The sequence below is a fragment of the Burkholderia sp. WAC0059 genome, from assembly GCF_002870125.1.
Lineage (GTDB): Bacteria > Pseudomonadota > Gammaproteobacteria > Burkholderiales > Burkholderiaceae > Paraburkholderia.
Genome location: NZ_PNEO01000011.1, coordinates 172,115 through 195,170 on the forward strand (window position 1 = coordinate 172,115; position 23,056 = coordinate 195,170).

Annotated in this window: 17 protein-coding genes; 5 read left to right on the plus strand and 12 right to left on the minus strand. The window is 65.4% G+C overall.

Annotated features, from left to right (window positions below; all coding sequences use genetic code 11):
- Positions 1-381: 381 nt before the first annotated feature.
- A complete protein-coding gene (locus CY652_RS13445) occupies positions 382-1,302 on the minus strand; it encodes a bestrophin family protein (RefSeq protein WP_102131204.1) in 921 nt (306 codons plus the stop codon).
- A gap of 108 nt (positions 1,303-1,410) precedes the next feature.
- Positions 1,411-3,744: an FdhF/YdeP family oxidoreductase gene (locus CY652_RS13450; RefSeq protein ID WP_102131205.1), complete on the minus strand. Its 2,334-nt coding sequence runs from the start codon at positions 3,742-3,744 to the stop codon at positions 1,411-1,413.
- Between the two features lie 270 nt (positions 3,745-4,014).
- Between CY652_RS13450 and CY652_RS13455 the strand changes: the two genes are divergently transcribed.
- Positions 4,015-5,448 (plus strand): aminotransferase-like domain-containing protein, encoded by a 1,434-nt coding sequence (locus CY652_RS13455; RefSeq protein WP_102131235.1) that lies wholly within the window; start codon positions 4,015-4,017, stop codon positions 5,446-5,448.
- A 31-nt stretch (positions 5,449-5,479) separates the two neighbouring features.
- Here CY652_RS13455 and moaA read toward each other — a convergent pair whose 3' ends face one another.
- The 4 genes from moaA to mnmE all read right to left on the minus strand — a co-directional run bounded on the left by moaA (position 5,480) and on the right by mnmE (position 10,267).
- On the minus strand, positions 5,480-6,598 hold the full coding sequence (gene moaA / locus CY652_RS13460; protein WP_102131236.1) for a GTP 3',8-cyclase MoaA: 1,119 nt from the start codon (positions 6,596-6,598) through the stop codon (positions 5,480-5,482).
- Between the two features lie 53 nt (positions 6,599-6,651).
- Positions 6,652-7,101: a phosphate-starvation-inducible protein PsiE gene (locus tag CY652_RS13465; protein WP_102131237.1), complete on the minus strand. Its 450-nt coding sequence runs from the start codon at positions 7,099-7,101 to the stop codon at positions 6,652-6,654.
- A 214-nt stretch (positions 7,102-7,315) separates the two neighbouring features.
- The gene (locus tag CY652_RS13470) at positions 7,316-8,533 is read right to left on the minus strand and encodes a D-alanyl-D-alanine carboxypeptidase family protein (protein ID WP_102131206.1); all 1,218 of its coding nucleotides are present in this window, start codon (positions 8,531-8,533) and stop codon (positions 7,316-7,318) included.
- 330 nt (positions 8,534-8,863) lie between these two features.
- Positions 8,864-10,267 carry a tRNA uridine-5-carboxymethylaminomethyl(34) synthesis GTPase MnmE gene (mnmE, locus tag CY652_RS13475; RefSeq protein ID WP_102131207.1) on the minus strand — a complete coding sequence of 468 codons (1,404 nt, stop codon included), beginning with the start codon at positions 10,265-10,267 and terminating at the stop codon, positions 8,864-8,866.
- Positions 10,268-10,637: 370 nt separating this feature from the next.
- Between mnmE and CY652_RS13480 the strand changes: the two genes are divergently transcribed.
- The gene (locus CY652_RS13480) at positions 10,638-11,060 is read left to right on the plus strand and encodes a transcriptional regulator (RefSeq protein ID WP_102128683.1); all 423 of its coding nucleotides are present in this window, start codon (positions 10,638-10,640) and stop codon (positions 11,058-11,060) included.
- 91 nt (positions 11,061-11,151) lie between these two features.
- Here the strand turns inward: CY652_RS13480 and yidC are convergent, their stop codons facing one another.
- The 4 genes from yidC to rpmH all read right to left on the minus strand — a co-directional run bounded on the left by yidC (position 11,152) and on the right by rpmH (position 13,884).
- Positions 11,152-12,816 (minus strand): membrane protein insertase YidC, encoded by a 1,665-nt coding sequence (gene yidC, locus CY652_RS13485; RefSeq protein WP_102131208.1) that lies wholly within the window; start codon positions 12,814-12,816, stop codon positions 11,152-11,154.
- Between the two features lie 8 nt (positions 12,817-12,824).
- Complete coding sequence (gene yidD / locus CY652_RS13490) at positions 12,825-13,076, minus strand: membrane protein insertion efficiency factor YidD (protein WP_219723734.1); 252 nt, start codon at positions 13,074-13,076, stop codon at positions 12,825-12,827.
- A gap of 76 nt (positions 13,077-13,152) precedes the next feature.
- Positions 13,153-13,593, minus strand: coding sequence for a ribonuclease P protein component (rnpA, locus tag CY652_RS13495; RefSeq protein ID WP_258002307.1), 441 nt, complete (start codon positions 13,591-13,593; stop codon positions 13,153-13,155).
- A gap of 156 nt (positions 13,594-13,749) precedes the next feature.
- The gene (gene rpmH / locus CY652_RS13500; RefSeq protein ID WP_006998755.1) at positions 13,750-13,884 is read right to left on the minus strand and encodes a 50S ribosomal protein L34; all 135 of its coding nucleotides are present in this window, start codon (positions 13,882-13,884) and stop codon (positions 13,750-13,752) included.
- A 588-nt stretch (positions 13,885-14,472) separates the two neighbouring features.
- Here rpmH and dnaA point away from each other — a divergent pair.
- From dnaA to gyrB, 3 genes are all read left to right on the plus strand, one after another.
- A complete protein-coding gene (dnaA, locus tag CY652_RS13505; protein ID WP_219723735.1) occupies positions 14,473-16,056 on the plus strand; it encodes a chromosomal replication initiator protein DnaA in 1,584 nt (527 codons plus the stop codon).
- 223 nt (positions 16,057-16,279) lie between these two features.
- Complete coding sequence (dnaN, locus tag CY652_RS13510) at positions 16,280-17,383, plus strand: DNA polymerase III subunit beta (RefSeq protein ID WP_102131212.1); 1,104 nt, start codon at positions 16,280-16,282, stop codon at positions 17,381-17,383.
- Positions 17,384-17,494: 111 nt separating this feature from the next.
- A complete protein-coding gene (gene gyrB, locus CY652_RS13515) occupies positions 17,495-19,969 on the plus strand; it encodes a DNA topoisomerase (ATP-hydrolyzing) subunit B (protein WP_102131213.1) in 2,475 nt (824 codons plus the stop codon).
- 280 nt (positions 19,970-20,249) lie between these two features.
- Here gyrB and dcm read toward each other — a convergent pair whose 3' ends face one another.
- The gene (gene dcm, locus CY652_RS13520) at positions 20,250-21,602 is read right to left on the minus strand and encodes a DNA (cytosine-5-)-methyltransferase (protein WP_102131214.1); all 1,353 of its coding nucleotides are present in this window, start codon (positions 21,600-21,602) and stop codon (positions 20,250-20,252) included.
- Between the two features lie 93 nt (positions 21,603-21,695).
- On the minus strand, positions 21,696-23,006 hold the full coding sequence (locus tag CY652_RS13525; RefSeq protein ID WP_102131215.1) for a type II restriction endonuclease: 1,311 nt from the start codon (positions 23,004-23,006) through the stop codon (positions 21,696-21,698).
- Positions 23,007-23,056 lie beyond the last annotated feature (50 nt).

The following is a 23,056-nucleotide window of genomic DNA, read 5'->3' on the forward strand; positions in this document are numbered from 1 at the left end:
GCTGCGATGAACCGTACGAAAAAGCGAAGACGCGAGCGCCGGAGTCTTGATGAAATCGTTTTTTCGCGGCGAGCGGCCCCCTGATTCCGATGAGGCCGTGCGATGGGAACGGTGCAAGTACGTCCCGGCGGGCGCCGGGACGTCTGCGTTTGTCTGTCTCCGAATCCGTCCCGGATTTGTCCGGATCCCGGACAGGGGACGACGGGGAAGGAAGGGGTCTCCTCGGCGCGTTGTTCGTGTTCGATCGACTGTCGTATCGGTAAGCGCCGTTTCACCGGATGATGCCGCAAAGTCGTCGCGGCGACGCTTGTGGAAAGCCCCAATAAGGCCCGGCAAACAGGCCGCTCGCCGAAGCTTGGGCGATAACGGCGACGGCAGGTATCACGTCAGTTGATACCGCCGTCCCGGCGTCGCGTCCTCCGGTATGGCCTCGCCGCACAATTCGAGCGTCGAGCGCTCGATGGTCCGCGTCATCGCGTCGAGGGCCAGGTTGTTGGGCGCGAAGCCGAACGGATCGGCGATGTCGCTCGCGATCGCCTCGAGCGCGATCATCGTGTAGGACACGAAGAGGCTGATGAGCGGCGTCGCGATGCCGATGGAGTCGACGAGACCGAACGGCAGCAGCAGGCAGTAGGCGTAGACCGTCCGGTGCAGCAGCACGCCGTAGGAAAACGGAATGGGCGTCGACAGGATGCGCTCGCACCCGCCCACGATCGTACCGAGTTCGGCGAGCTGGGCGTCGAACATCCAGAGCTGGGTGTCCGAAATGCCGCCCGCGCGCTGCAACCCGGCGAGGCGCCGTCGCATGTCGTCGAGCAGCTCGACCGGGCGATAGTGACTTTCGAGCAGCGCTTGCGCACGCGCCTCGCCGAGCAGGCGCGCGAAATCGGCCGACGGGTCCGAGCCGCGTAGCTGATGCTTGAGCGCGCAGGCGAACGCGTTCAGCTCCCGCACGAAGACCGCGCGGTCGAACCGGGCCGGATCGGCGGGTGCGTAATGGAGCGCCTGCGAGGTCAGCGTGCGCGCGGCGATCAGCAGGTTGCCCCACAGGTGCCGCGCCTCGCGGTAGCGCTCGTAGCTGGCGTTGTTGCGAAACGCGAGGAAGATCGTGAGCGCCACGCCGCATAGCGTCATCGGCGTCGGGTTCAGCGTGATCCGCTGGTTGAGGATGTGTCCGTGCGTGGCGGTCGCCGCTGCGCTCACGAGCGCCATGACGGCGAGTTGCGGAAGGATCGACCGAAGCACCGAGCCGTCCCAGATGAACAGCATGCGCAGCCAGTTCTGCGGGGGTCTGACGATCATGACGGATGGGTGGGCGAATCGGTGCGAATGAGGTTATCGGATGAGTTCGCGCCCGGCGGCGCGGTCTCGCCGCGCGCGCCGGGCGTGGCGGCCGTGGCCGCCGTCGCGTCAGGCGGCGATGGCCGCGACGGCGCCGGGCGCGGCCGAGCGGTGCAGCAGCACCGGGATCGACTTCGAGGTCGGCGTGTTGCAGACGTCGCCGACGCTCGAAAGCGGCACGAGCGGGTTGGTTTCCGGATAGTACGCGCCGATGCAGCCGCGCGGAATGTCGTATTCGACGAGCAGGAACGAATCGGCGCGCCGCTCGACGTCGTCGTCCCACACCGTCGTCATGTCGACCCATTCGCCGGCCTTCAGGCCAAGCATCGCGAGATCGGCCGGATTGACGAACACCACGCGGCGCTGGCCGAACACGCCGCGATAGCGGTCGTCGAGCGCGTAAATCGTCGTGTTGTACTGGTCGTGCGAGCGCGTCGTCATCAGTGTCATCACGCGCTCGCCGTAGCGCGCCTTCGCGCGGCGGATCGGCGTGTCCTCCTCGATGTGGTGAACGACGAAGTTGGCCTTGCCGGTGTCGGTCTTCCAGTCGCGCTCGCGCGAGGCGACGCGCAGGTGGAAGCCGCCCGGATGCGCGATGCGCTCGTTGTAGCGCTCGAAGCCCTCGAACACCTTCTCGATCTCGTCGCGGATCAGCGCGTAGTTGCCGGCCAGCCTGAGCCAGTCCACCTTCGCGCTGCCGAGCGTCGCGTGCGCGATGTTCGCGACGATGGCCGTCTCCGACATCAGGTTGGGCGAGGCCGGCTGGTTCATCCCGTACGAGATGTGGACCATGCTCATCGAGTCTTCGACCGTGACGCCCTGGGCGACGCCGTTCTGCAGGTCGATCTCGGTGCGGCCGAGCGTCGGCAGGATCAGCGCGTCGCGGCCGTGCACGAGGTGGCTGCGGTTGAGCTTGGTCGTCACGTGCACGGTCAGTTCGCACGAGCGCAACGCGTCCCAGGTGCGCGGCGTGTCGGGCGTCGCCATCACGAAGTTGCCGCCCAGGCCGATGAACACCTTCACGCGGCCTTCGAGCATCGACTCGATGGTGTTCACGACGTCGAGGCCGTGCCCGCGCGGCGGCTCGAAGTCGTAGACCTTGCCGAGCCGGTCGAGGAATGCTTTGGTCGGCCGCTCCTCGATGCCGACCGTGCGGTCGCCCTGCACGTTCGAGTGGCCGCGCACGGGGCACAGGCCCGCGCCGAGCCGGCCGATGTTGCCGCGCATCATCATCAGGTTCGAGAGCATCTGGATGGTCGCGACCGAGTGCTTGTGCTGCGTGAGCCCCATGCCCCAGGTCGAGATCACGCGTTTGCCGTTCGCGTAGATGCGCGCGAGGCCTTCGATGTCCTCGCGCGCGACGCCCGACTCGGCTTCGAGCACGCTCCAGTTTTCGGCGCGCAGATCGGCGGCGAACGCCTCGAAGCCGGTCGTGTGCTCCGCGATGAAGTCGACGTCGAGCACGCGTTCGGCGCCCTTCTCCCGCGCTTCGTCGTCGAGTTCGAGCACGTGCCTGGCCACGCCCTTGATGAGCGCGAAGTCGCCGCCGAGCTTCGGCTGGATGAACGTGGACGCGATCTTCGTGCTCGAGAACGTCAGCATTTCGATGGGATGCTGCGGGCTCGCGAAGCGCTCGAGGCCGCGCTCCTTGAGCGGGTTGATCGAGACGATGGTGGCGCCGCGCTTCGCGCACTCGCGCAGCTCGCCGAGCATGCGCGGGTGGTTGGTCGCCGGGTTCTGGCCGAAGATGAGCAGCGTGTCGGCGTGCTCGAAGTCCTCGAGCGTGACCGTGCCCTTGCCGATGCCGACTGTGCCGGGCAGCCCGCGGCTCGTCGCCTCGTGGCACATGTTCGAGCAGTCGGGGAAGTTGTTCGTGCCGTACAGCCGCACGAACAACTGGTACAGATACGCGGCCTCGTTGCTCGCGCGGCCCGACGTGTAGAACGTGGCTTCGTGCGGGCTGTCGAGCCGTTTCAGGTGCGCGGCGATCAGGCCGAACGCATCGGGCCAGGAAATCGGCACGTACCGGTCGGTCTGCGCGTCGTAGACCATCGGGTCGGTCAGGCGGCCGTGCTGCTCGAGCTCGTAGTCGGTCTCCTTCATGAGCGCTTCGACCGTGTGCTCGCTGAAGAAAGCCGGCGTCACGCGCTTGCCCGTCGCCTCGGCCGCGACGGCCTTCACGCCGTTCTCGCAGAACTCGAAGGTCGAGGCGTGCTCGCGGTCGGGCCAGGCGCAGCCGGGGCAATCGAAGCCGTCGGGCTGGTTCTGTTTGAACAGCGTGCGGTACTTGCCGCCTGCCACCTTCTCCTTGACGAGATTGATGGCGACGTACTTTAGCGCCCCCCAGCCCGCGGCCGGATGATGATAGGGCGCGATGCGCCCTTCCTGCTTGCTCTTTTCCATGACGATGGCTCCATGACCGGCGCCTCGCCGTACCCGGCGGGTACCTCAGCGCACTTTCGATCGCCCGTAGATTAAGGGCAGCGGGCCAGGCATCAAAAACACACATCCACCCGCCCGGAAAGAGTACAGTTCCGGTGGGCGGTGTCGAGTGCGAGGCACTGTGCCTGAAAATGGCGGGCGCGTCCGTCCGGAAAGCGGACGACGACGGCAGCATACGGGAAAGCCAGAACGGGCGGCGCCGCGGTGCGCGCCCGAAAAATCGGAGTGCCGGTGAAACTGTACGAAAAGTTGGCGAAGGAGATCGAGGCGCAGATTCGACGCGGCGTGTTCCGTCCGGGCGAGCGCATTCCGTCGGTCAGGCAGACGAGCCAGCATCACCGGCTCAGCATCACGACCGTCATCCACGCTTATCTGCAGCTCGAGAGCAAGGGACTGATCGAAAGCCGGCCGCAGTCGGGTTATTTCGTGCGGCCCGACGCGAGCGGACGCCGCGTCGTGGCGCCCGAGCTGAATCCGTCGGCGCCGCTCGCGGTCTCGGCGCAGGTGGACGTGAGCCGGCTCGTGCTTTCCACGCTGCGTTCCATCGGCGCCGACGACGCGATTCCGCTCGGCTCGCCCTACCCCGACCCGGCGCTCTTCCCGTTCCACAAGATCAACCGCTATGCGTACGCGATCGCGCGCCGCCAGAAGCAATGGGGCGTGACGTCCGAGCTGCCGCCGGGCAGCCCGCGGCTGATCCGGCAGATCGCGCGGCGCTACCTCGAAAACGGCGAGCCCATCGATCCGAACGAGATCGTCGTGACCGTCGGCGCGACCGAGGCCATCAACCTCTGCCTGCAGGCCGTCGCGAAGCCCGGCGACACGATCGCGGTCGAGTCCCCGACCTTCTATGCGATGCTTCACGCGATCGAGCGCATGGGCATGCGCGCCATCGAGGTCGCGACGGACCCGCGCACGGGCATCGACGTCGGCGCGCTCGCGCAGATCATGGAGCGGCAGCCCATCGCGGCCTGCATGGTGATGCCGAACTTCCAGAACCCGCTCGGCTTCCAGATGCCCGACGAAAAGAAGCGCGAGCTCGTCGAGCTGATGACGCGCCGCGACGTGCCGATCATCGAGAACGACGTCTATCACGAACTCTATTTCGGCGACGTGCATCCGGGGGCGCTGAAGGCCTGGGACACGAAAGGAATCGTGCTGCACTGCGCGTCGTTCTCGAAGAGCCTCACGCCCGCGCTGCGCATCGGCTGGGCGCTACCCGGGCGCTACCGGCAGCAGGTCGAGAAGCTCAAGTTCCTCAATACGCTGACGACGCCGCTCGTCCCGCAACTGGCGATTGCCGATTATCTCGAGAACGACGGCTACGAGCATCACCTGCGCCGCGTGCGCAAGGTTTTCATGCAGCAGGCCCGGCTCATGCGCGCCGCGGTCACGCGGTTTTTTCCCGAAGGCACGCGAACCTCGCAGCCGGCCGGCGGCTACGTGCTCTGGGTCGAGCTGCCGCCGCAGGTCGATTCGATGCGGCTCTACCAGCGCGCGCTCGAAAGCGGCATCACGATCGGGCCCGGCTACATGTTCTCGACGTCGGCGGCCTACGCCCACTTCATCCGGCTCAACTACAGCTATGCGTGGTCGCCCGCGATCGAGCAGGCCGTGACGACGCTCGGCAAGCTCGCGTCCGCGTGCCTGCGCGAAAGCGCGTGAAGGTTGCGCGTGCCGGGAGATGGCGCGAGATTCAGCCGCCGACCAGCGACATCCTCACGACCGGGTAGGCGCGCTTTCGGCCGGTCGCCGCGAGCTGGCCGCGCAACTCCGAATAGCGGTCGTCGCGCCGGAGCCAGTGCCGGCGGATTTCGTCGGCGAGCGCGGCCGGCGAACGGCCTTCGCTGAGCCACGGTTTCAGGTCGACGGAACCGGTCGCGAACAGGCAGAGAAAGAGCCGCCCGTCCGCCGATACCCGCGCGCGCGTGCAGTCGCCGCAAAACGGCTGCGACACGCTCGAAATGAAGCCCACTTCGCCGGCGCCGTCGGCATAGCGCCAGACGCTCGCGGTGTCGCTCGCGCGCCGGCCCGGCACCGGCACGAGCGGATGGACGCTTGCGATCCGCGCGCGCGTTTCGTCGGACGTGAGCACCTTGTCGCGATTCCACGACGCCGCGCCGCCCACGTCCATGAACTCGATGAAGCGCACGGTCACGCCCGTATGACGGAAGCGCTGCGCGATCGGCAACACCTGCGAGTCGTTCACGTGCTTCTCGACCACCATGTTGACCTTCAGCGGCGCGAGCCCGGCCGCCCGCGCGGCGTCGATGCCGTCGAGCACGCGCGAGACCGGCGCGCCGACGCCGTTCATGCGCCCGAACAGCGCGTCGTCGAGGCTGTCCAGGCTGACCGTTACGCGCGAGAGCCCCGCGTCGCGCAGCGCGCGGGCTTTCTGCGCGAGCAGCAGGCCGTTCGTGGTCAACGCGATTTCGACGTTCCGGCCGGCCGGCGTGCGCAGCCGGGCGAGTCGCTCGACGAGCGTCTCGAGGTGCCGGCACAGCAGCGGCTCGCCGCCGGTGATGCGGATGCGTTCCACGCCGAGCATGACGAACGCGCTGGCGAGCGCGGTCATCTGGTCGAACGACAGGCGCGCCGACCTGGGCAGGAACGGATAGTCCGGCGTGAACACGTCCTTTGGCATGCAGTAGGTGCAGCGGAAGTTGCACTGGTCGATGACCGAGAGGCGCAAATCCCTGAGCGGCCGCCCGAGCCGGTCGAGACAGTCGTCTCCGGCGGCCGGCAGCGCGCCGCTGGCCGTGGCGTCGTCGGTCAGGTGCTGCGGGGGGGAAAGAATGGCCGTATCCACGTCGATTCCTGAGGGTTCTCCGCGCCGCCGGTCCTGTGCCGGCCGTGCGTCGTCCGCGATCACGGCTCCGTGCGCTCGCCGCGCGGTTCGTCGTCGTGGCCCGGATAGCGATGCTGCCCGTAGCGGAGAATCAGCACGCCAATCGCCAGCACGACGATGCCGGCCGCCGTGAACAGCAGCTCCTGGCCGCCCGCGACGTTGACCCGCAGAATCAGATCGCGCGCGAGCGAGGCCATCGCGATGTAGAGCGGAAAGCGCACCGGCAGTTGCCCGAGGCGCAGATAGCGGGCATCCATCGCAAGCACTTCGAGGTACAGGAACATCAGCAGCAGATCGGTCAGCGAAACCTGGCCCGCCACCACGATCTTCCACACTTCCTGCCCCATCGCGAACGTGGTGGCCAGCCCGATCAGCACGAGGCCGACCAGTTCGGCCAGGTCGATGAACTGCTCGAACTGCCGGCGCAGGCGCTCGGTCCATGACCGGGCGGCGTTGTTACGGGTCGTCATCGTCTTGCGGAGGGAGCCGGCGGGCTCCGTTGCCATCGGCCTGCCATCTTTCCATATCCGCATGCGCAGAGGATGCACACTTGCCCCCGAGGGACGGGAGCACAGTTTCGTTCGGCCTGCTCAGCAGCGCGCGACTAGGGGCTGGACGAACGGGATTCGCCCGCGGGGAGCGGGCGAGGGGCGGAACGTTGCCGGGAGGGCCGCCCTTGCCGCGTCAGGCTTTCGGCGACGCGAACATCAGCAGCATCGAGTCCCACAGGCGGCTCGGCAGGTTCGCCTGCGGCACGGCCTGAAGGGTCACGAGCGGCGCCTCGGCAAGCACCTTGCCCTGCGAGACGAGCTGGACGTTTCCGACCGTCTGGCCGGCCGCGAGCGGCGCGATCAGTGGCGAAGTCACCGTTACGACCGGCTTCGCCTCGTCCGCCGCGCCGCTCGGCAGCATCACCATCAGGTCGTGCGCGACGCCGATGCCGACGCTCAGGCTCGTCCCCTTGTAGACGCGCACCGTGCGCACCGCCTGGCCGACCTGGTAGACGCGGGTTTCCGCGAAGGCGCGGTAGCCGAAGTCGAGCAGCTTCATGCTGTCGCTGACGCGGTCGGGCTCGGTCGGCTCGCCCATCACCACGCTGATGATCCGGCGCTTCGCGTCCGGCGCGTCCGGCACCGGACGCAGCGCGCTCGCGATCAGGCAATAACCCGCCGCCTCGGTGTGGCCCGTCTTCAGGCCGTCGACGGTCGGGTCCAGCCAGAGCAGGCGGTTGCGGTTCGGCTGGCGGATGTTGTCGTAGGTGAATTCCTTGACCGAGAAGATCGGGTAGTACTCCGGAAAATCGTGAATCAGATGATCGGTCAGGACCGCCAGATCGCCGGCCGTCGTGTAGTGCTCTGGATTGGGCATGCCGTTCACGTCGGCGAAGTGCGTGCCGGTCATGCCGAGACGATGGGCCTCGGCGTTCATCATGTCGACGAAATTGGCCTGGCTGCCCGCGACGAGTTCGGCGAGCGCGATGGCCGCGTCGTTGCCCGACTGCACGATCAGCCCGTAGACGAGATCGTGGACGCTGACCGGCTTGCCGGCCTCGATGAACATGCGCGACTGGTCGTTGCCGACCGTGCGCACCGCGTCGCCGGGCAGCACCGTCTGATCCATCGAAATTTTCTTTTCCTGCAGCGCCTGGAACACGAGGTAGGCCGTCATCAGCTTCGTGAGCGACGCCGGTTCCGCGCGTGCGTTGGCGTTGCCGGAGGCCAGCACCTGGTCGCTGGTCGCGTCCATCAGCACCCACGAACGCGCGAGCACCGACGGCGGCGCGGCCTGGGCATGCGCGGCGGGAACCGTCGCGAACAGGGTCGCGCAGAGCAACGCGGCGCGCCGCAGGACGGCGCAGGCGGACGAGGTCCGGAACGCGGGGCGAAACGGGGTAAGGCGCATGGGGCTGGATTCGGTGGGTTGAAGAGATGCGGCGGGATAGCGAGGGACGGCGTGGGCGTTCGAATTACTTAAGATAACTGATAGTTAACTGTAGGGATGAGTCCGGTGCCTGGGGCGTTGCCTTGTCCGCTTGTCCTTCTTGCGTTCAGGGCAGGTTGCCGGCGAATTTACCAGCCCAGTGGTGAGTCGTCTAATGTATTTGTTGGTTTTATAGATGAGTTTTTTGCATTAATTGGGGTGTGTTGTCCTGCTTGATGCCTGTGGTCTGATGGTGGGACCGACTCGAATTGCCCCTTGCCGGAAAGGTTGTTAAACGAAAATGATTGGGGGTCACTTGCCGATACAAAACCGACTAAAAATAACCCCCAACAAATCGTCCGACGTAAATTCCCCGGTAATCGAATTCAACCGCTCCTGCGCGAGTCTTAATTCCTCGGCGAACAGGTCGAGCGCCTGCGCATTCTGATCCGCATGGTCCGCCGCCGTAGCGAGGTGACCGGCCGCGGCGCGCAGCGCGATCAGGTGACGTTCGCGCGCGAGGTAGACGCTCTGCGCGTCGGCCTGCCAGCCCGCGATGCGCAGCAATTCCGCGCGCAGCAGCGCGATGCCGTCGCCCTCCTTCGCCGAGAGCCGCACCTCCCGCACCTCTTCCCGCGCGCCCGCGTCAGGACGGCTGCCCACCCGCGCCGGCAAGCCGGCCAGATCGGTCTTGTTGAGCACCTGCACGACCGGCACGCCGGCCGGAAAGCGCGCGGCAATCGCGCGGTCCTCGTCGGTCAGGCCCGTGCGGGCATCGAGCAGATGCAGTACCACGTCGGCGCGCTCGATCTCGCCCCAGGTACGCTCGATGCCGATCTTCTCGACTTCGTCGTCGGTGTCGCGCAGGCCGGCGGTGTCGATCACGTGCAGCGGAATGCCTTCGATCTGGATGGTCTGCGCGATCTTGTCTCGCGTGGTGCCGGCTACCGGCGTGACGATCGCGAGCTCCGCGCCGGCCAGCGCGTTCAGCAGCGACGACTTGCCGACGTTCGGCTGCCCCGCCAGCACGACCGCGAGCCCTTCGCGCAGCAGCGCCCCCTGGCGCGCCTCGGCGAGCACGCGCGCGAGCCGTTCGCGGATGCGGGCGAGCTTGCCGCGCGCGTCGGCGGCTTCGAGGAAGTCGATTTCCTCCTCGGGAAAGTCGAGCGTCGCCTCGACGAGCATGCGCAGCGCGATGACGTCGTCGACGAGCGCGTGAATGTCCCGCGAGAACGCGCCGTCGAGCGAGCGGCCGGCGGAGCGGGCGGCGGCTTCGGTGCTGGCCTCGATCAGGTCGGCGACGGCTTCGGCCTGGGCGAGATCGAGCTTGTCGTTCAGGAACGCGCGACGCGTGAATTCGCCGGGCTCGGCAAGCCGCAGGCCGAACGCACGCGCGGCTTCGAGGCAGCGCCGGAGCACTAGCTGCAGCACGACCGGGCCGCCGTGTCCCTGCAGCTCGAGCACGTGCTCGCCCGTGTACGAATGCGGCGCCGGAAAGTACAGCGCGATGCCGCGGTCGAGCACGGTGCCGTCGTCGTCGACGAACGGCACGTAGCTCGCGTGACGCGGCGCGAGCGTCTGGCCCGTGAGCGCGCGCATCAGCGCCTCGGCCGCGTCGGCACCGGCGCGGCCCGCCGACACGCGCACGACGCCGATCCCGCCGCGTCCCGGCGCGGTAGCGATGGCGACGATCGGATCGGAATCGGTGGGGAGCATGGCGTAGTCGAGAGGCGGGGGCGGGCGTGGGCCGACGTTTCGGGCACGACAGGTGCCGGCATTGTAGCGCGAGCCCTGCTCCGGATTGCGCCGGCCGTTTCCGTCGGATCGGCGCCAATAGCCGCTCTGATCCGATCTCGCCTTTTATCCCGATTTATCTTAAATTAGTGGGCGGATATCCCGGATGCGCGGCCCCGTTCGGGAACGCGCGGAAGGGAGCGGACACCCGCTCGCGGTATTTTCGTGTCGCCCAGGCTTTGCGCTGCGACGCGCTTCCATCCGGAAGACGGGCTAAGTTCTTCGCCGACAGGTTAAATCTAGCCTGGCAGGTTGCCTTCGCTGGCGAAACCGGATTGCACAATCTGTGCCCATGCCGACCGCCGATGAAAAAGCCGCCTTTGCCGAGCGACTGAGATTCGCCATGAAGCGCGCACCGGAGCGGCTGCGCGGCGGCACCGATCTTGCGCTGCACTTCAACCTGCGCCATCGCGGCGCCCATCCGGTTTCCGCCCAGACCGCCCACAAGTGGCTCAGCGGCCGCACCGTTCCCACCGACGACAAACTGCGCACGCTCGCCGACTGGTTCAAGGTGGACCTGCACTGGCTGCACTACGGTCCGCCGCCGGCGGGCATGCCGCCGGGGCCGCCGAAACCGGTGCCGCGCGATGCAAAGTACCCGCCCTCGACCGAGACGCTGGAGCTGGCCTCGAAGATCGAGGCGCTCACGCCACATCACCGCTACCTCGTGCAGGAGCTCATCGAGCAGTTCTACGGCGACGCGGACAAGGGCTGAAAACGCGTCGCCCGTCCGCAAACAAAAAAGCCGCCCGGCGCGAACCGGGCGGCTTTTTCATGATTGCCGATGCCGGCGACCCGGCGCGGCGTCAGGCGCTCTTCTTCTGCCTGCCCTTGCCCATCACGCGCGTGATGTAGTACTGCTGCGCGATCGAGAGCACGTTGTTCACGACGTAGTAGAGCACGAGGCCGGCCGGGAAGAAGAAGAACATCACCGAGAACGCGATCGGCATGAACATCATCATCTTCGCCTGGACGGGGTCCGGCGGCGTCGGGTTCAGGCGCGTCTGGAAGAACATCGAGACGGCCATCAGCACCGGCAGGATGAAGTACGGGTCCTGCTGCGAGAGGTCGTGAATCCAGAGAATCCACGGCGCGCCGCGCATCTCCACCGACGAGAGCAGCACCCAGTAGAGCGAGATGAACACCGGGATCTGGATCACCATCGGCAGACAGCCGCCGAACGGATTGACCTTCTCGGTCTTGTAGAGCTCCATGAGCGCCGCGTTCATCTTCTGCGGGTCGTTCTTGAAGCGCTCGCGCAGCGCCTGCATGCGCGGCGTGACCTCCTTCATGCGGGCCATCGACTTGTAGCCCGCGGCCGAAAGCGGGAAGAACACGGCCTTGATGAGCAGCGTGAGCAGCACGATCGACCAGCCCCAGTTGCCGACGTAGCTGTGGATCTTCTCGAGCAGCCAGAAAAGCGGTCGCGCGATGATCGTGACCCAGCCGTAGTCCTTCACGAGCTCGAGTCCCGGCGCGATGCCCGCGAGCATGCGCTCGGCCTCGGGGCCGGCGAAGAGGCGCGCGGACACGTCGTCGGACTGTCCCGGCGCGATCGTGCCGAGCGGCTGTTCGACGCCGACGCGGTACAGCGACGGATCGATCTTCTCGACGTAGATCTTGCGCTCGACGCCCTGCTGCGGAATCCACGCGGTCGCGAAGTAGTGCTGGACCATCGCGATCCAGCCGTTGTTGGCGCTCGACGCGTAATCGGCCTTGTTCTTGTCGATGTCGGGGAACGTGATCTTCTGGAAGTGATGCTCGTTCGTGTAGACGGCCGGCCCGATGAACGTGTGCGAGAAGCGCGGCGTCTCGACGGGCTGGCTGTCGCGCACGAGCTCCATGTAGAGCGTCGGCGAGACCGGCGCGGCGCCGACGTTCTCGACCTTCGTGTTCACGCCGATCACGTAGCTGCCGCGCGTGAACGTGTAGGTCTTCACGACCTTCACGCCGCCCTTCGCCGGCGATTCGAGGCTGATCTGCAGCGTGCTCGCGTCGCCCGTCAGGTCGCGCGGGCCGGCATCGGCCGTGAAGACGTCGTTGTGGTTCGGGAAGTCGCCGCCGAGCAGGCCCGTGCGCGCGAGATACGTGTGGTCCTTCGTGTGGTCGAACAGCGTGACGTAGTCGCCCGGCTGCTTGCCGTCGGCTTCCTTGAGCAGCGAGAGCTTTTCGAGCGTGCCGCCGCGCGTGTCGATCTCGCCATCGTAGAGGTCGGTGCGGAAGTGGACGAGCTGCGTCGCGACCGCCGGCGCGGTTCCGGCGCCGCTGCCGGGCGTGCCCGCCGCTGCTGCGCCGGGCAGGTCGGACGCCGCGGCGTCCGGCGAGGTCGAGTCAGGCGAGGCGCCCTGCGTTTGCGTCGCCGGGCTCGGGAAGAACATCGACGGGCGTCCGTGGGCGCGTTGCCAGTTGTCGAACAGCATGACGACTGACACGAAGAAGATGACCCATAGGACGGTGCGTTTGATATCCATGCGTTGTCTCAGTGTCGATGAAGCGGCGCATCAGCGCGTTTTTCGGGCGCGGGCGGGACGAGATCGATGCCGCCGGCGGAAAACGGATGGCAGCGGCACAGGCGTTTGGCGGCGAGGTAAGTTCCGCGCGCGGCGCCATGATACTGGATTGCCTCGCGCGCGTAATCCGAGCAGGAAGGGTAAAAGCGGCACCGGTTGCCGAGCAGCGGGCTCACGGCAAGCTTGTAGAAACGCAGTAACGCGATCAGTACCGTTTGCATGATCGTGCGGCCTCGCTGCACCGCAAAGAGGAAAGGCGTCGGGCAGGGTCCGTCGCGCGGCATCGCCGGAAGGCCGTCATGGCGCGGGCGGCGTTTCGCCGTCCGCGGCCCGGCGCTTCGCGACTTCGCGCGCGGCCCGCTCGAACAGCAGCTCGATCTCGCCGCGGCACAGCGCCTTCAGCGGCGGCGAAGCCGCGCCGGGCAGCGCCTTGCCGTCGAAGCGCGTATGCAGCCGCAGCAGCAGGTCGAAGCCGTCGAACTCGGCGCGGCGCACGCGGAACGCCTCGCGGGCGAGCCGCCGCACCAGGTTGCGCGTGACCGCGCGCGGCGCGAACTTCTTGCCGATCACGAGCCCGAGCCGCGCTTCCTTGCCGGTGGGCCGGCCGTAGACGACGAAATGCGCGGCGCGCCGCCAGGGACGCAAACGAAAAACGGATGAAAATTCATCCGTTTTCAGCAGCCTTGCGGCCTTGGGGAAAGCGGCTGGCGTATGCAATGCGACAAGCCCGGATGCGATGCGGTTGTCGGCCTTCCGCTCGCCGTTCCTGCCGGCGGCCGGGGCCGGTGACGACGGTCGCCGGGCCGATACACAGGCCGCGCGCCGATTCACCGGACCCGCGGAGCAGTCGGCCACCGACCGGCCCCCGGCAGTCCGTGCGCTTCGCCTCGCGTCTTAGACGGCGAGACGCTTGCGGCCCTTCGCGCGGCGGGCGTTGATCACTTTGCGGCCGCCGGCGGTCTTCATGCGCACGCGGAAGCCATGGGTGCGCTTGCGGCGCGTCACGGAAGGTTGGTAAGTACGTTTCATGGTGCTCTCACTTGGGTATTGAGACCGGCTGCCGGTTCGGTCACCGGGTTTGGCCACCGATTGCCCGGAAGCGGCGGCGGATCGTCCGGACGCCGCGGGTCGAAACTGCATTCAGCCTGCACAGTTTCAGCCCGCAGTTTCAGCTATTTCGGTCGCCGTTGCGGCTACGGTTCGGTGCGATCGGCCGACGGTTCAGGGGCGGCTTTTCGCGGAACCCGCTATTTAAGCCGGTTTTTCGTTGACCGTCAATAGCTTAGGGCGAGGTGCCGGGCGGTCCGACCGGCACGGGGCCGGTATCCGGCCCGCATAGAACCTGCATGAAAACCGCCCGGGACCGACATGAGGCCGGCCGCCGCGCGTGGATCCGTCCCTGTGGATAACTTACTGACCGGTCCGTTTTGGCGGTAGAATCTCGCCTATCCCAAGAATCCTGTACGCCGCTCCGGCCCGCCTGCCTGTCGCGAATTCCTTGCCGCACGGGCGTCCGGAGCGTTTTCCGTCCGGCCGTCCAGGGCCCTGTTGCGCCGTGCGCAAAAAGGGGCGGCGGGAGCAGGTTCGGCGTGCACACAAAACGAACACAGCCACTCGATGAACGATTTCTGGCAACACTGTTCCGCACTGCTGGAGCGCGAGCTCACGCCCCAGCAGTACGTGACGTGGATTAAACCGTTGGCCCCGGTCGCCTTCGACGCCGCTGCGAACACGCTGCAGATCGCGGCGCCCAACCGCTTCAAGCTCGACTGGGTCAAGAGCCAGTTCTCGGGCCGGATCGCCGATCTGGCGCGCGACTTCTGGCATGCGCCCGTCGACGTCCAGTTCGTTCTCGATTCGAAGGCGGGCCTGCGCCCGGTCGCCGTGCCGCGCGCGCCGCTGGCTCCGCTCGCGGCCCGCGCCGCGGCCGACGCCGCCGTTTATGCCGCGCCGGGCGCCGGCGCGAACGGTCGGGCAAGCGGCGGCGCCAACGGTTCGGCTGTCGTCCACAACGTCAACGGCGGCATGAACGGCGCCGCGACGGACATCGTCCAGGCGGCCGCCGACGACGCGGCGGACCTCGACCTGCCGAGTCTCGACGCCCACGAAGCCGCCGCCGCGCGCCGCACCTGGCGCCCGGGCCAGGGCGGCGCCAACGGCGAGGCCGACCCCACCTACGAGCGCTCGAAGCTGAACCCCGTGCTGACCTTCGACAATTTCGTCACCGGCAAAGCGAACCAGCTCGCGCGGGCGGCGGCGATCCAGGTCGCGGACAACCCCGGCGTCTCGTACAACCCGCTGTTCCTCTACGGCGGCGTGGGCCTCGGCAAGACCCACCTGATCCACGCGATCGGCAACCAGTTGCTGATGGACAAGGCCGGCGCGCGCATCCGCTACATCCATGCGGAGCAGTACGTGTCCGACGTCGTGAAGGCCTACCAGCGCAAGGCGTTCGACGACTTCAAGCGCTACTACCACTCGCTCGACCTGCTGCTCATCGACGACATCCAGTTCTTTTCGGGCAAGTCGCGCACCCAGGAAGAGTTCTTCTACGCGTTCGAGGCGCTCGTCGCGAACCGGGCGCAGGTCATCATCACGAGCGACACGTACCCGAAGGAGATTTCGGGCATCGACGACCGGCTGATCTCGCGCTTCGACTCGGGGCTCACCGTCGCGATCGAGCCGCCCGAGCTCGAAATGCGCGTCGCGATCCTGATGCGCAAGGCGCAGTCCGAGGGCGTGAGCCTGAACGAGGACGTGGCGTTCTTCGTGGCGAAGCACCTGCGCTCGAACGTGCGCGAGCTCGAGGGCGCGCTGCGCAAGATTCTCGCGTACTCGAAGTTCCACGGCCGCGAGATTTCGATCGAGCTTACGCGCGAGGCGCTCAAGGATCTGCTGACGGTGCAGAACCGGCAGATTTCCGTCGAGAACATCCAGAAGACCGTCGCCGATTTCTACAGCATCAAGGTCGCCGACATGTACTCGAAGAAGCGGCCCGCCAACATCGCGCGGCCGCGCCAGATCGCGATGTATCTGGCCAAGGAGCTCACGCAGAAGAGCCTGCCGGAAATCGGCGAGTTGTTCGGCGGACGCGACCACACCACGGTGCTGCACGCGGTGCGCAAGATCGCCGACGAACGGGGCAAGGACGCGCAGCTCAACCACGAGCTGCACGTGCTCGAGCAGACGCTGAAGGGCTGAAAAGAGCCGGGCGCGGGCCGTCCGGCCGTCGTTGCGTGGAGCGCCCCCAATTTAGGGAAACGGTTCGTTTTCAGGCACAATATGGGTTTGACCGCCCGGCGGTCGGGGGTGGATTTCAAGCTGCGGCCTCCTGTAGCAAGGCGGCGTCGGGGCCATGCGGCACAGCCGCCGGGCGGGGCTCCGAAGCGGGGGGCGCAGGCCGTCACATCTACGAAGGAACTCTATGCAACTGGTCAAGACCGAACGAGATAACCTCCTCAGGCCGCTGCAAACGGTAAGCGGCATTGTCGAACGCCGCCACACGCTGCCGATCCTCGCCAATCTGCTGATCACCAAAACCGGTTCCGATGTGTCGTTCCTGTCGACCGATCTCGAATTGCAGATCACGACGCACGCCGACTTCGGCGTGGGCGCCGAATCGGTGGCGACGACCGTCGCCGCGCGCAAGCTGCTCGACATCCTGCGCGCGATGCCCGACGGCCAGGTGAGCCTGACGCTTGCCGACAAACGCCTGACCGTGCAGTCGGGCAAGAGCCGCTTCGCGCTGCAGACGCTCGCCGCCGACGAATTCCCGACCGTCGCCGAGGCGAAGGATTTCGGTGCGAACCTGTCGGTCGCGCAGAAGACGTTCCGCCAGCTCATCGGCATGGTCTATTTCGCGATGGCCCAGCAGGACATCCGCTACTACCTGAACGGCATGCTGCTCGTCGTGGACGGCGACCAGCTCATGGCGGTCGCGACCGACGGCCATCGCCTCGCCTACTCGTCGATGAAGATCGAGGGCTCGTTTCCACGCCAGGAAGTCATCATTCCGCGCAAGACGATCCTCGAGCTCCAGCGCCTGCTCGAAGACATCGACGACGCGCTGAAGATCGACATCGCGTCGACCCAGGTGAAGTTCACGTTCGGGCAGGTCGAGCTCGTCTCGAAGCTCGTCGAGGGCAAGTTCCCCGACTTCCAGCGCGTCATTCCGAAGGCGCACAAGAACATCTTCCTGATCGGCCGCGACGAGCTGCAGCGCTCGCTGCAACGCGCGGCGATTCTCACGTCCGACAAGTTCAAGGGCGTGCGCTGGGTCGTCGAGCCGGGCCAACTGAAAATCCTGTCCACCAACGCCGACCAGGAGGAGGCGCAGGAAGAACTGGAAATCGCCTACCAGGGCGACACCGTCGACATCGGGTTCAACGTCACGTATCTGCTCGACGTCCTTGCGAACCTGAAGGTCGACACGCTCCAGGTGAGCCTCGGCGACGCCAGCTCCAGTGCGCTCATCACGATTCCCGAGAACGAGGAATTCAAATACGTGGTGATGCCCATGCGCATCTGATGCCGCGACAGAAGCACGAACACCGGGGGGCGCAGCGCCCCTTTGGCGTTTTATGGCTTTTCGAAACGTATCGAGCAGCAACGCAGGCAGTAACGCAGAACCGGAAAAACCATGACTGAAACGAATCACTCGCAACCCGACAACAGCAGCTACGGCGCTTCGTCCATCCAGATCCTCGAGGGCCTGGAAGCGGTGCGCAAGCGCCCCGGGATGTATATCGGCGATACGTCGGACGGAACCGGTCTGCACCACCTCGTGTTCGAAGTGCTCGACAACGCAATCGACGAAGCGCTTGCCGGCTACTGCAACGACATCCACGTCACCATTCACGCGGACAACTCGATTTCCGTGACCGACAACGGCCGCGGCATTCCCACCGACGTCAAGCTCGACGACAAGCACGACCCGAAGCGCAGCGCCGCCGAAATCGTGATGACCGAACTGCACGCGGGCGGCAAGTTCGACCAGAACAGCTACAAGGTGTCGGGCGGGCTGCACGGCGTGGGCGTGTCGTGCGTGAACGCGCTCTCCACCTGGCTGCGCCTCACCGTGCGGCGCAACGGCAAGAAGCACTTCATGGAGTTTCACCGCGGCGTTGCGCAGAACCGCGCGATCGAGGCGCGCGACGGCGTGTCCGTCTCGCCGATGCAACTGCTCGGCGACACCGAAAATCGCGGCACCGAAGTGCACTTCATGGCCGACGAGACCATCTTCGGCAACGTCGACTACCACTACGACGTGCTCGCCAAGCGCATCCGCGAACTCTCGTTCCTGAACAACGGCGTGCGCATCCGCCTGACCGACCAGCGTACCGGCAAGGAAGACGACTTCGCGCTCGCGGGCGGCGTGAAGGGCTTCGTCGAGTTCATCAACAAGACCAAGAGCGTGCTGCACCCGAACATCTTCTACGTGAGCAGCGAGAAGGACAGCGTGGGCGTCGAGGTGGCGATGCAGTGGAACGACAGCTACAACGAAAGCGTGCTCTGCTTCACCAACAACATTCCGCAGCGCGATGGCGGCACGCACCTGACCGGCCTGCGCGCGGCGATGACGCGCGTCATCAACAAGTACATCGCCGACCACGAGATCGCGAAGAAGGCCAAGGTCGAGACCTCGGGCGACGACATGCGCGAAGGGCTCTCGTGCGTGCTTTCGGTGAAGGTGCCCGAGCCGAAGTTCAGCTCGCAGACGAAGGACAAGCTCGTCTCGTCCGAGGTGCGCGCGCCGGTCGAGGACGTGGTCGCGAAGGCGCTCGAGGAGTTCCTGCTCGAGACGCCGAACGACGCGAAGATCATCTGCGGCAAGATCGTCGACGCCGCGCGCGCGCGCGACGCCGCGCGCAAGGCCCGCGAAATGACGCGCCGCAAGGGCGTGCTCGACGGCGTGGGCCTGCCGGGCAAGCTGGCGGACTGCCAGGAGAAGGACCCGGCGAAGTCGGAAATTTACATCGTCGAGGGCGACAGCGCGGGCGGCTCCGCGAAACAGGGCCGCGACCGCAAGTTCCAGGCGATCCTGCCGCTGCGCGGCAAGGTGCTCAACGTCGAGAAGGCGCGCTACGACAAGCTGCTCTCCTCCGAGCAGATCGTCACGCTCATCACGGCGCTCGGCTGCGGCATCGGCAAGGACGACTACAACCTCGAGAAGCTGCGCTACCACCGCATCATCATCATGACCGACGCGGACGTGGACGGCGCGCACATCCGCACGCTGCTGCTCACGTTCTTCTACCGGCAGATGCCCGAGATGATCGAGCGCGGCTACGTCTACATCGCGCAGCCGCCGCTCTACAAGCTGAAGGCCGGCAAGGACGAGCGCTATCTGAAGGACGACGCCGACCTGAACGCGCACATGCTGAGGCTCGCGCTGCACGGCTCCGAGCTCGTCCCGGGCGAAGGCGCGACGCCGATTGCCGGCGACGCGCTCGGCGAGCTCGCGCGTTCGTACCAGCTCGCGCGCGCCGTGGTGGACCGCCTGAGCCGCCAGTACGACGAGCGCTCGCTCGAGGCGGTGATGGACGGCGTGAACGTCGATCTGACGGACGAGGCTTCGACGCAGGCCTCGGCCCGCGCGCTCGAGGCCGCGCTACGCAACGATCCGCTCAAGCCCGAGGTGTCCGTCGCGCCGATGTACGACCCGGTGCGCGAGTTGCGGTCGCTGCGCGTCGAGCGGCGCCATCACGGCAACGTGAAGGTCTCGGTGATCGACGAGGAGCTGCAACTGACCGCCGACTACCGTCAGCTCCTCAACACCGCGAACACGTTCGAGGGGTTGATCGGCGAGGGCGCGATGATCAAGCGCGGCGAGCGCAGCATGGCGGTTGCCGACTTCAAGAGTGCGATGAAGTGGCTCATCACCGATGCGGAACGCAACGTCTCGAAGCAGCGCTACAAGGGCCTCGGCGAGATGAACCCCGGACAGCTCTGGGAAACGACGATGGACCCCGCCGTGCGGCGCCTGCTGCGCGTGCAGATCGAAGACGCAATCGCGGCCGACGGCATCTTCACGACGCTGATGGGCGACGATGTGGAGCCGCGACGCGCGTTCATCGAGTCCAATGCGTTGAGGGCGGGGAATATTGATGTTTGAGGGGGGATTGTTGTCGTGAGACTGGCAAAGCGGAAATCGTGGGACTCTCCGGACTCAGGCGGCAGCGGGGAGTTGAACGACAGGCTCAGACTACGCGGCTGGTAGGGCCGCCCTCTAAAGGGTCGCAGACGCCCCACCCGTTTAATCACTAATCACGGAAATGACCGTGTCCGATCCAGGCGTCTTTCGACCGGACGCGGGCACTATATCGGCTTCCAGGCTGGAGCGGCCAGCCGTACGACCACTCATCAAGCCCGTCCGCGATGGTGTGCACGCGCCTTCACGCCGCCTCGGCCAACGCGGTACGATCGCGTGCTTTGAGTATTCGCGACTTCATCAGTTTTGCGACGGCTTCGAAGACAGGAACGACGACCGAGTTGCCGAACTGTTTGTAAGCCTGCGTATCTGAGACCGGGATGCGGAAGGTGCTGCCATCGGGGCGATCGTAGCCCATCAGCCTTGCGCATTCGCGTGGCGTCAGCCGGCGCGGGCGATGGAGAAGATTGTCATGGTCGCTCAGCGGGCGAGACGGATCAAATCCGCGGTCAATCAATATCTCGGAGCCGTCCTTGTAGTAACGGGCCGACAGCGTGCGCGTGATGTCGCCAGGACCAACCAGTCCATAGCCGAAACCGTTGCCCTTTGCCTTGTGCTTGATGGAGTAGTTGAATAGATACTCCCAAAGCTTCGGGGTGAGGATATATCGTTCGTCTACGCGCGGTTCGAGCAGATCGCCGAGTAACACGCGCTTTTTCGGGAAGTAGCGACGAACGTCGCGCAGCGTGAAACCCTCGTGAACAGCAAGGTCTTTGCGGAAGCCAACCAGGACAATCCGCTCGCGGTGCTGCGGAACGAAGTGCTGCCCATCAATGATCTTGGGATCATCCGCGCCGCTAGCATCGACGTCGGCAATCCAGTAACCCAGCTCCTCGAGCGTCTCCACGATGACATGGAACGTACGTCCCTTATCGTGGCTTTTGAGGTTTTTGACGTTTTCAAGCACAAACGCGGAGGGGCGCTTGGCTGCGAGTACGCGGGCAACGTCAAAGAACAACGTGCCCTGAGTCTTGCACTCGAAACCGTGCGCACGGCCCAAAGCGTTCTTCTTTGACACACCGGCGATCGAGAACGGCTGGCATGGGAAGCCGGCGAGCAACACGTCGTGGTCAGGAATTTCCTTATCAATATGGCGATAGGCCTCCGCTTCACTGACATCTTCGCGTTCACTCAGGGTGACTTCTCGAATGTCGGCATTGAAGCGGTGATAGTCAGGATCGCAGTAGTAATTCGCCTTGTACGTGCGTACGGCTTGCTCATTCCATTCGCTGGTGAAAACGCATCGGCCGCCAATGCCTTCGAAGCCGCGTCGGATGCCTCCGATGCCAGCAAACAGGTCGACGAAATCGAACTCCGACTGAGAGATTTTCGCCGGGGTTTTGGGCAGTAGGGCATGCAGAGCTACAGACTCTCTGCGATTGAGCTTCGGCGACGCCTTTCCATTGACCCAGCGGTTAATTGTCTCCCGGCACCAGTTGTCAGGCGACGCGCCGTTCAAGACCTCAGCCACCTGTTTTTGGTCGTAAACCTCCAGGACCCTGCGGACCAACTCAAGATCATCAAGGCCGTTTATCATATTCAGGGCTCACTGGGTTAAATGCGTGACATCGTATCACTCATTTGACCCAGCGGATAGCGCGGCTGGGCAGGGCTCGGCACATCTCTCGCACTAGGCGGGACGTATCAGCGATGGGCGCCGCTCTCGAATTTCATGCCTGAAGAATTCGAAAAAGGTAATGACGTTTGACTTTTGTCTGTAGACGGTCTCGTTCGAATACTTCAGCCGTTCGGGTACCACGAGCACGATGTCCTGGGCGGCCATAGCGTCGATTGCGTCTGCGGAGACGCGGTCGTCGACTGTCGCGAGAAAGAAGGCGCTGTTCACCTGCTCGAGGCTGACCTGCTTCCACCGTTCCCGCAACGTCGTTTTCGCCGAGAGGATCATGGCTTCGTCGTTGACGCCTGTGGCTGCTAGAACTCGTTCAAGTGTCGGGAGCACGAAATCCGGCCGCGTGGATCCCCGCACCGCCTGTGCGTGGTGCAGGATATTTCCCGCCGTCAGCATGGAGGAAATGTGATGCTCAAAAGACCTGCCTGCCCTGGACTTGCGGACTTGGCTGGCACTCAGAAAAATTGCGTTGAGCTCGGCGAACCCGCGAACCACCGCGCCGGCCAGTCCATCGGGCGATTCAACCCCCAGTAATTGGATGACCTGGGCTGCGCGGTGTCGCAGTTCCAGCCTCTTGAAAAGATCGAACTCGACGTCGCGGCTGATTTCCATGATGGCGTCGCCCGGGTAGAGCATCTGCCATGGATCGAGCGTCGGAACGTGCATGCGGCGTTTCCACTCCTCCTGAGCTCTTTGCGCCATAGTGGCCGGATCAGGCAAAACGGCGGCCTCCTGAATGAAAGCGTGCAGTGTTCCGGCTTCGATTGCTGCTACCAGTTCAGCCTGCAGCCTCTGAGCGTTGAGAGTTTCCTGCGCTGCAGGATCGGCAATACCGAAGATGTTGGCTTCGAATTCTGCATCGATGTTGTACAGCGTCTCAAGCCACTCTGCGTCCTCGGACACAGAGTCGACTACGACGAACCAGTAAAATGCGCCCGCTACCGGTTCAGCAAGCAAGCCCACGAGTAGCAAGGAGGCGGGGCTCAGGCTGGCAAACTCTTCCTTCGGTACGCCTGTGAAGTGAGTTTCGCGGCCCTTATTTGTGTAGCGGACGAGGCGAGAGCGCCGCGTTTCCCCGAATGAGATCCACAAGGTCGGCAGCGTGGTTTCCCAGATATGCCGCTTGTCAGTTCGCTGATGCGTTGGCGGGAAGAACTCACCATCCATCAGGGCTCTCGGCACGTAGAACCCGTTCTGATGACTGTCCCGGCTGTCCGCCCATTGGCAGTCGTTTCGCGCGAGTTTCTTTATTGCGATACACCTACTTTGGCGCATCCATTGTTCGATGTTTTCTCTTTGGCTCTCTCGCATTATTGTTTTCCTTGCGCTCGAAGGTGACCGAACACTAGCGCTGCAGTCTG

Excerpts from the sequence above, each read along its gene's own strand:
- yidC (WP_102131208.1), bottom strand. The coding sequence starts at position 12,816 with ATGGATATCAAACGCACCGTCCTATGGGTCATCTTCTTCGTGTCAGTC.
- mnmE (WP_102131207.1), bottom strand. The coding sequence starts at position 10,267 with ATGCTCCCCACCGATTCCGATCCGATCGTCGCCATCGCTACCGCGCCG.
- CY652_RS13470 (WP_102131206.1), bottom strand. The coding sequence starts at position 8,533 with ATGCGCCTTACCCCGTTTCGCCCCGCGTTCCGGACCTCGTCCGCCTGC.
- rpmH (WP_006998755.1), bottom strand. The coding sequence starts at position 13,884 with ATGAAACGTACTTACCAACCTTCCGTGACGCGCCGCAAGCGCACCCAT.
- CY652_RS13480 (WP_102128683.1), top strand. The coding sequence starts at position 10,638 with ATGCCGACCGCCGATGAAAAAGCCGCCTTTGCCGAGCGACTGAGATTC.
- yidD (WP_219723734.1), bottom strand. The coding sequence starts at position 13,076 with ATGCAAACGGTACTGATCGCGTTACTGCGTTTCTACAAGCTTGCCGTG.
- gyrB (WP_102131213.1), top strand. The coding sequence starts at position 17,495 with ATGACTGAAACGAATCACTCGCAACCCGACAACAGCAGCTACGGCGCT.
- dnaN (WP_102131212.1), top strand. The coding sequence starts at position 16,280 with ATGCAACTGGTCAAGACCGAACGAGATAACCTCCTCAGGCCGCTGCAA.
- CY652_RS13525 (WP_102131215.1), bottom strand. The coding sequence starts at position 23,006 with ATGCGAGAGAGCCAAAGAGAAAACATCGAACAATGGATGCGCCAAAGT.
- CY652_RS13445 (WP_102131204.1), bottom strand. The coding sequence starts at position 1,302 with ATGATCGTCAGACCCCCGCAGAACTGGCTGCGCATGCTGTTCATCTGG.
- CY652_RS13465 (WP_102131237.1), bottom strand. The coding sequence starts at position 7,101 with ATGACGACCCGTAACAACGCCGCCCGGTCATGGACCGAGCGCCTGCGC.
- CY652_RS13450 (WP_102131205.1), bottom strand. The coding sequence starts at position 3,744 with ATGGAAAAGAGCAAGCAGGAAGGGCGCATCGCGCCCTATCATCATCCG.
- dcm (WP_102131214.1), bottom strand. The coding sequence starts at position 21,602 with ATGATAAACGGCCTTGATGATCTTGAGTTGGTCCGCAGGGTCCTGGAG.
- dnaA (WP_219723735.1), top strand. The coding sequence starts at position 14,473 with ATGAACGATTTCTGGCAACACTGTTCCGCACTGCTGGAGCGCGAGCTC.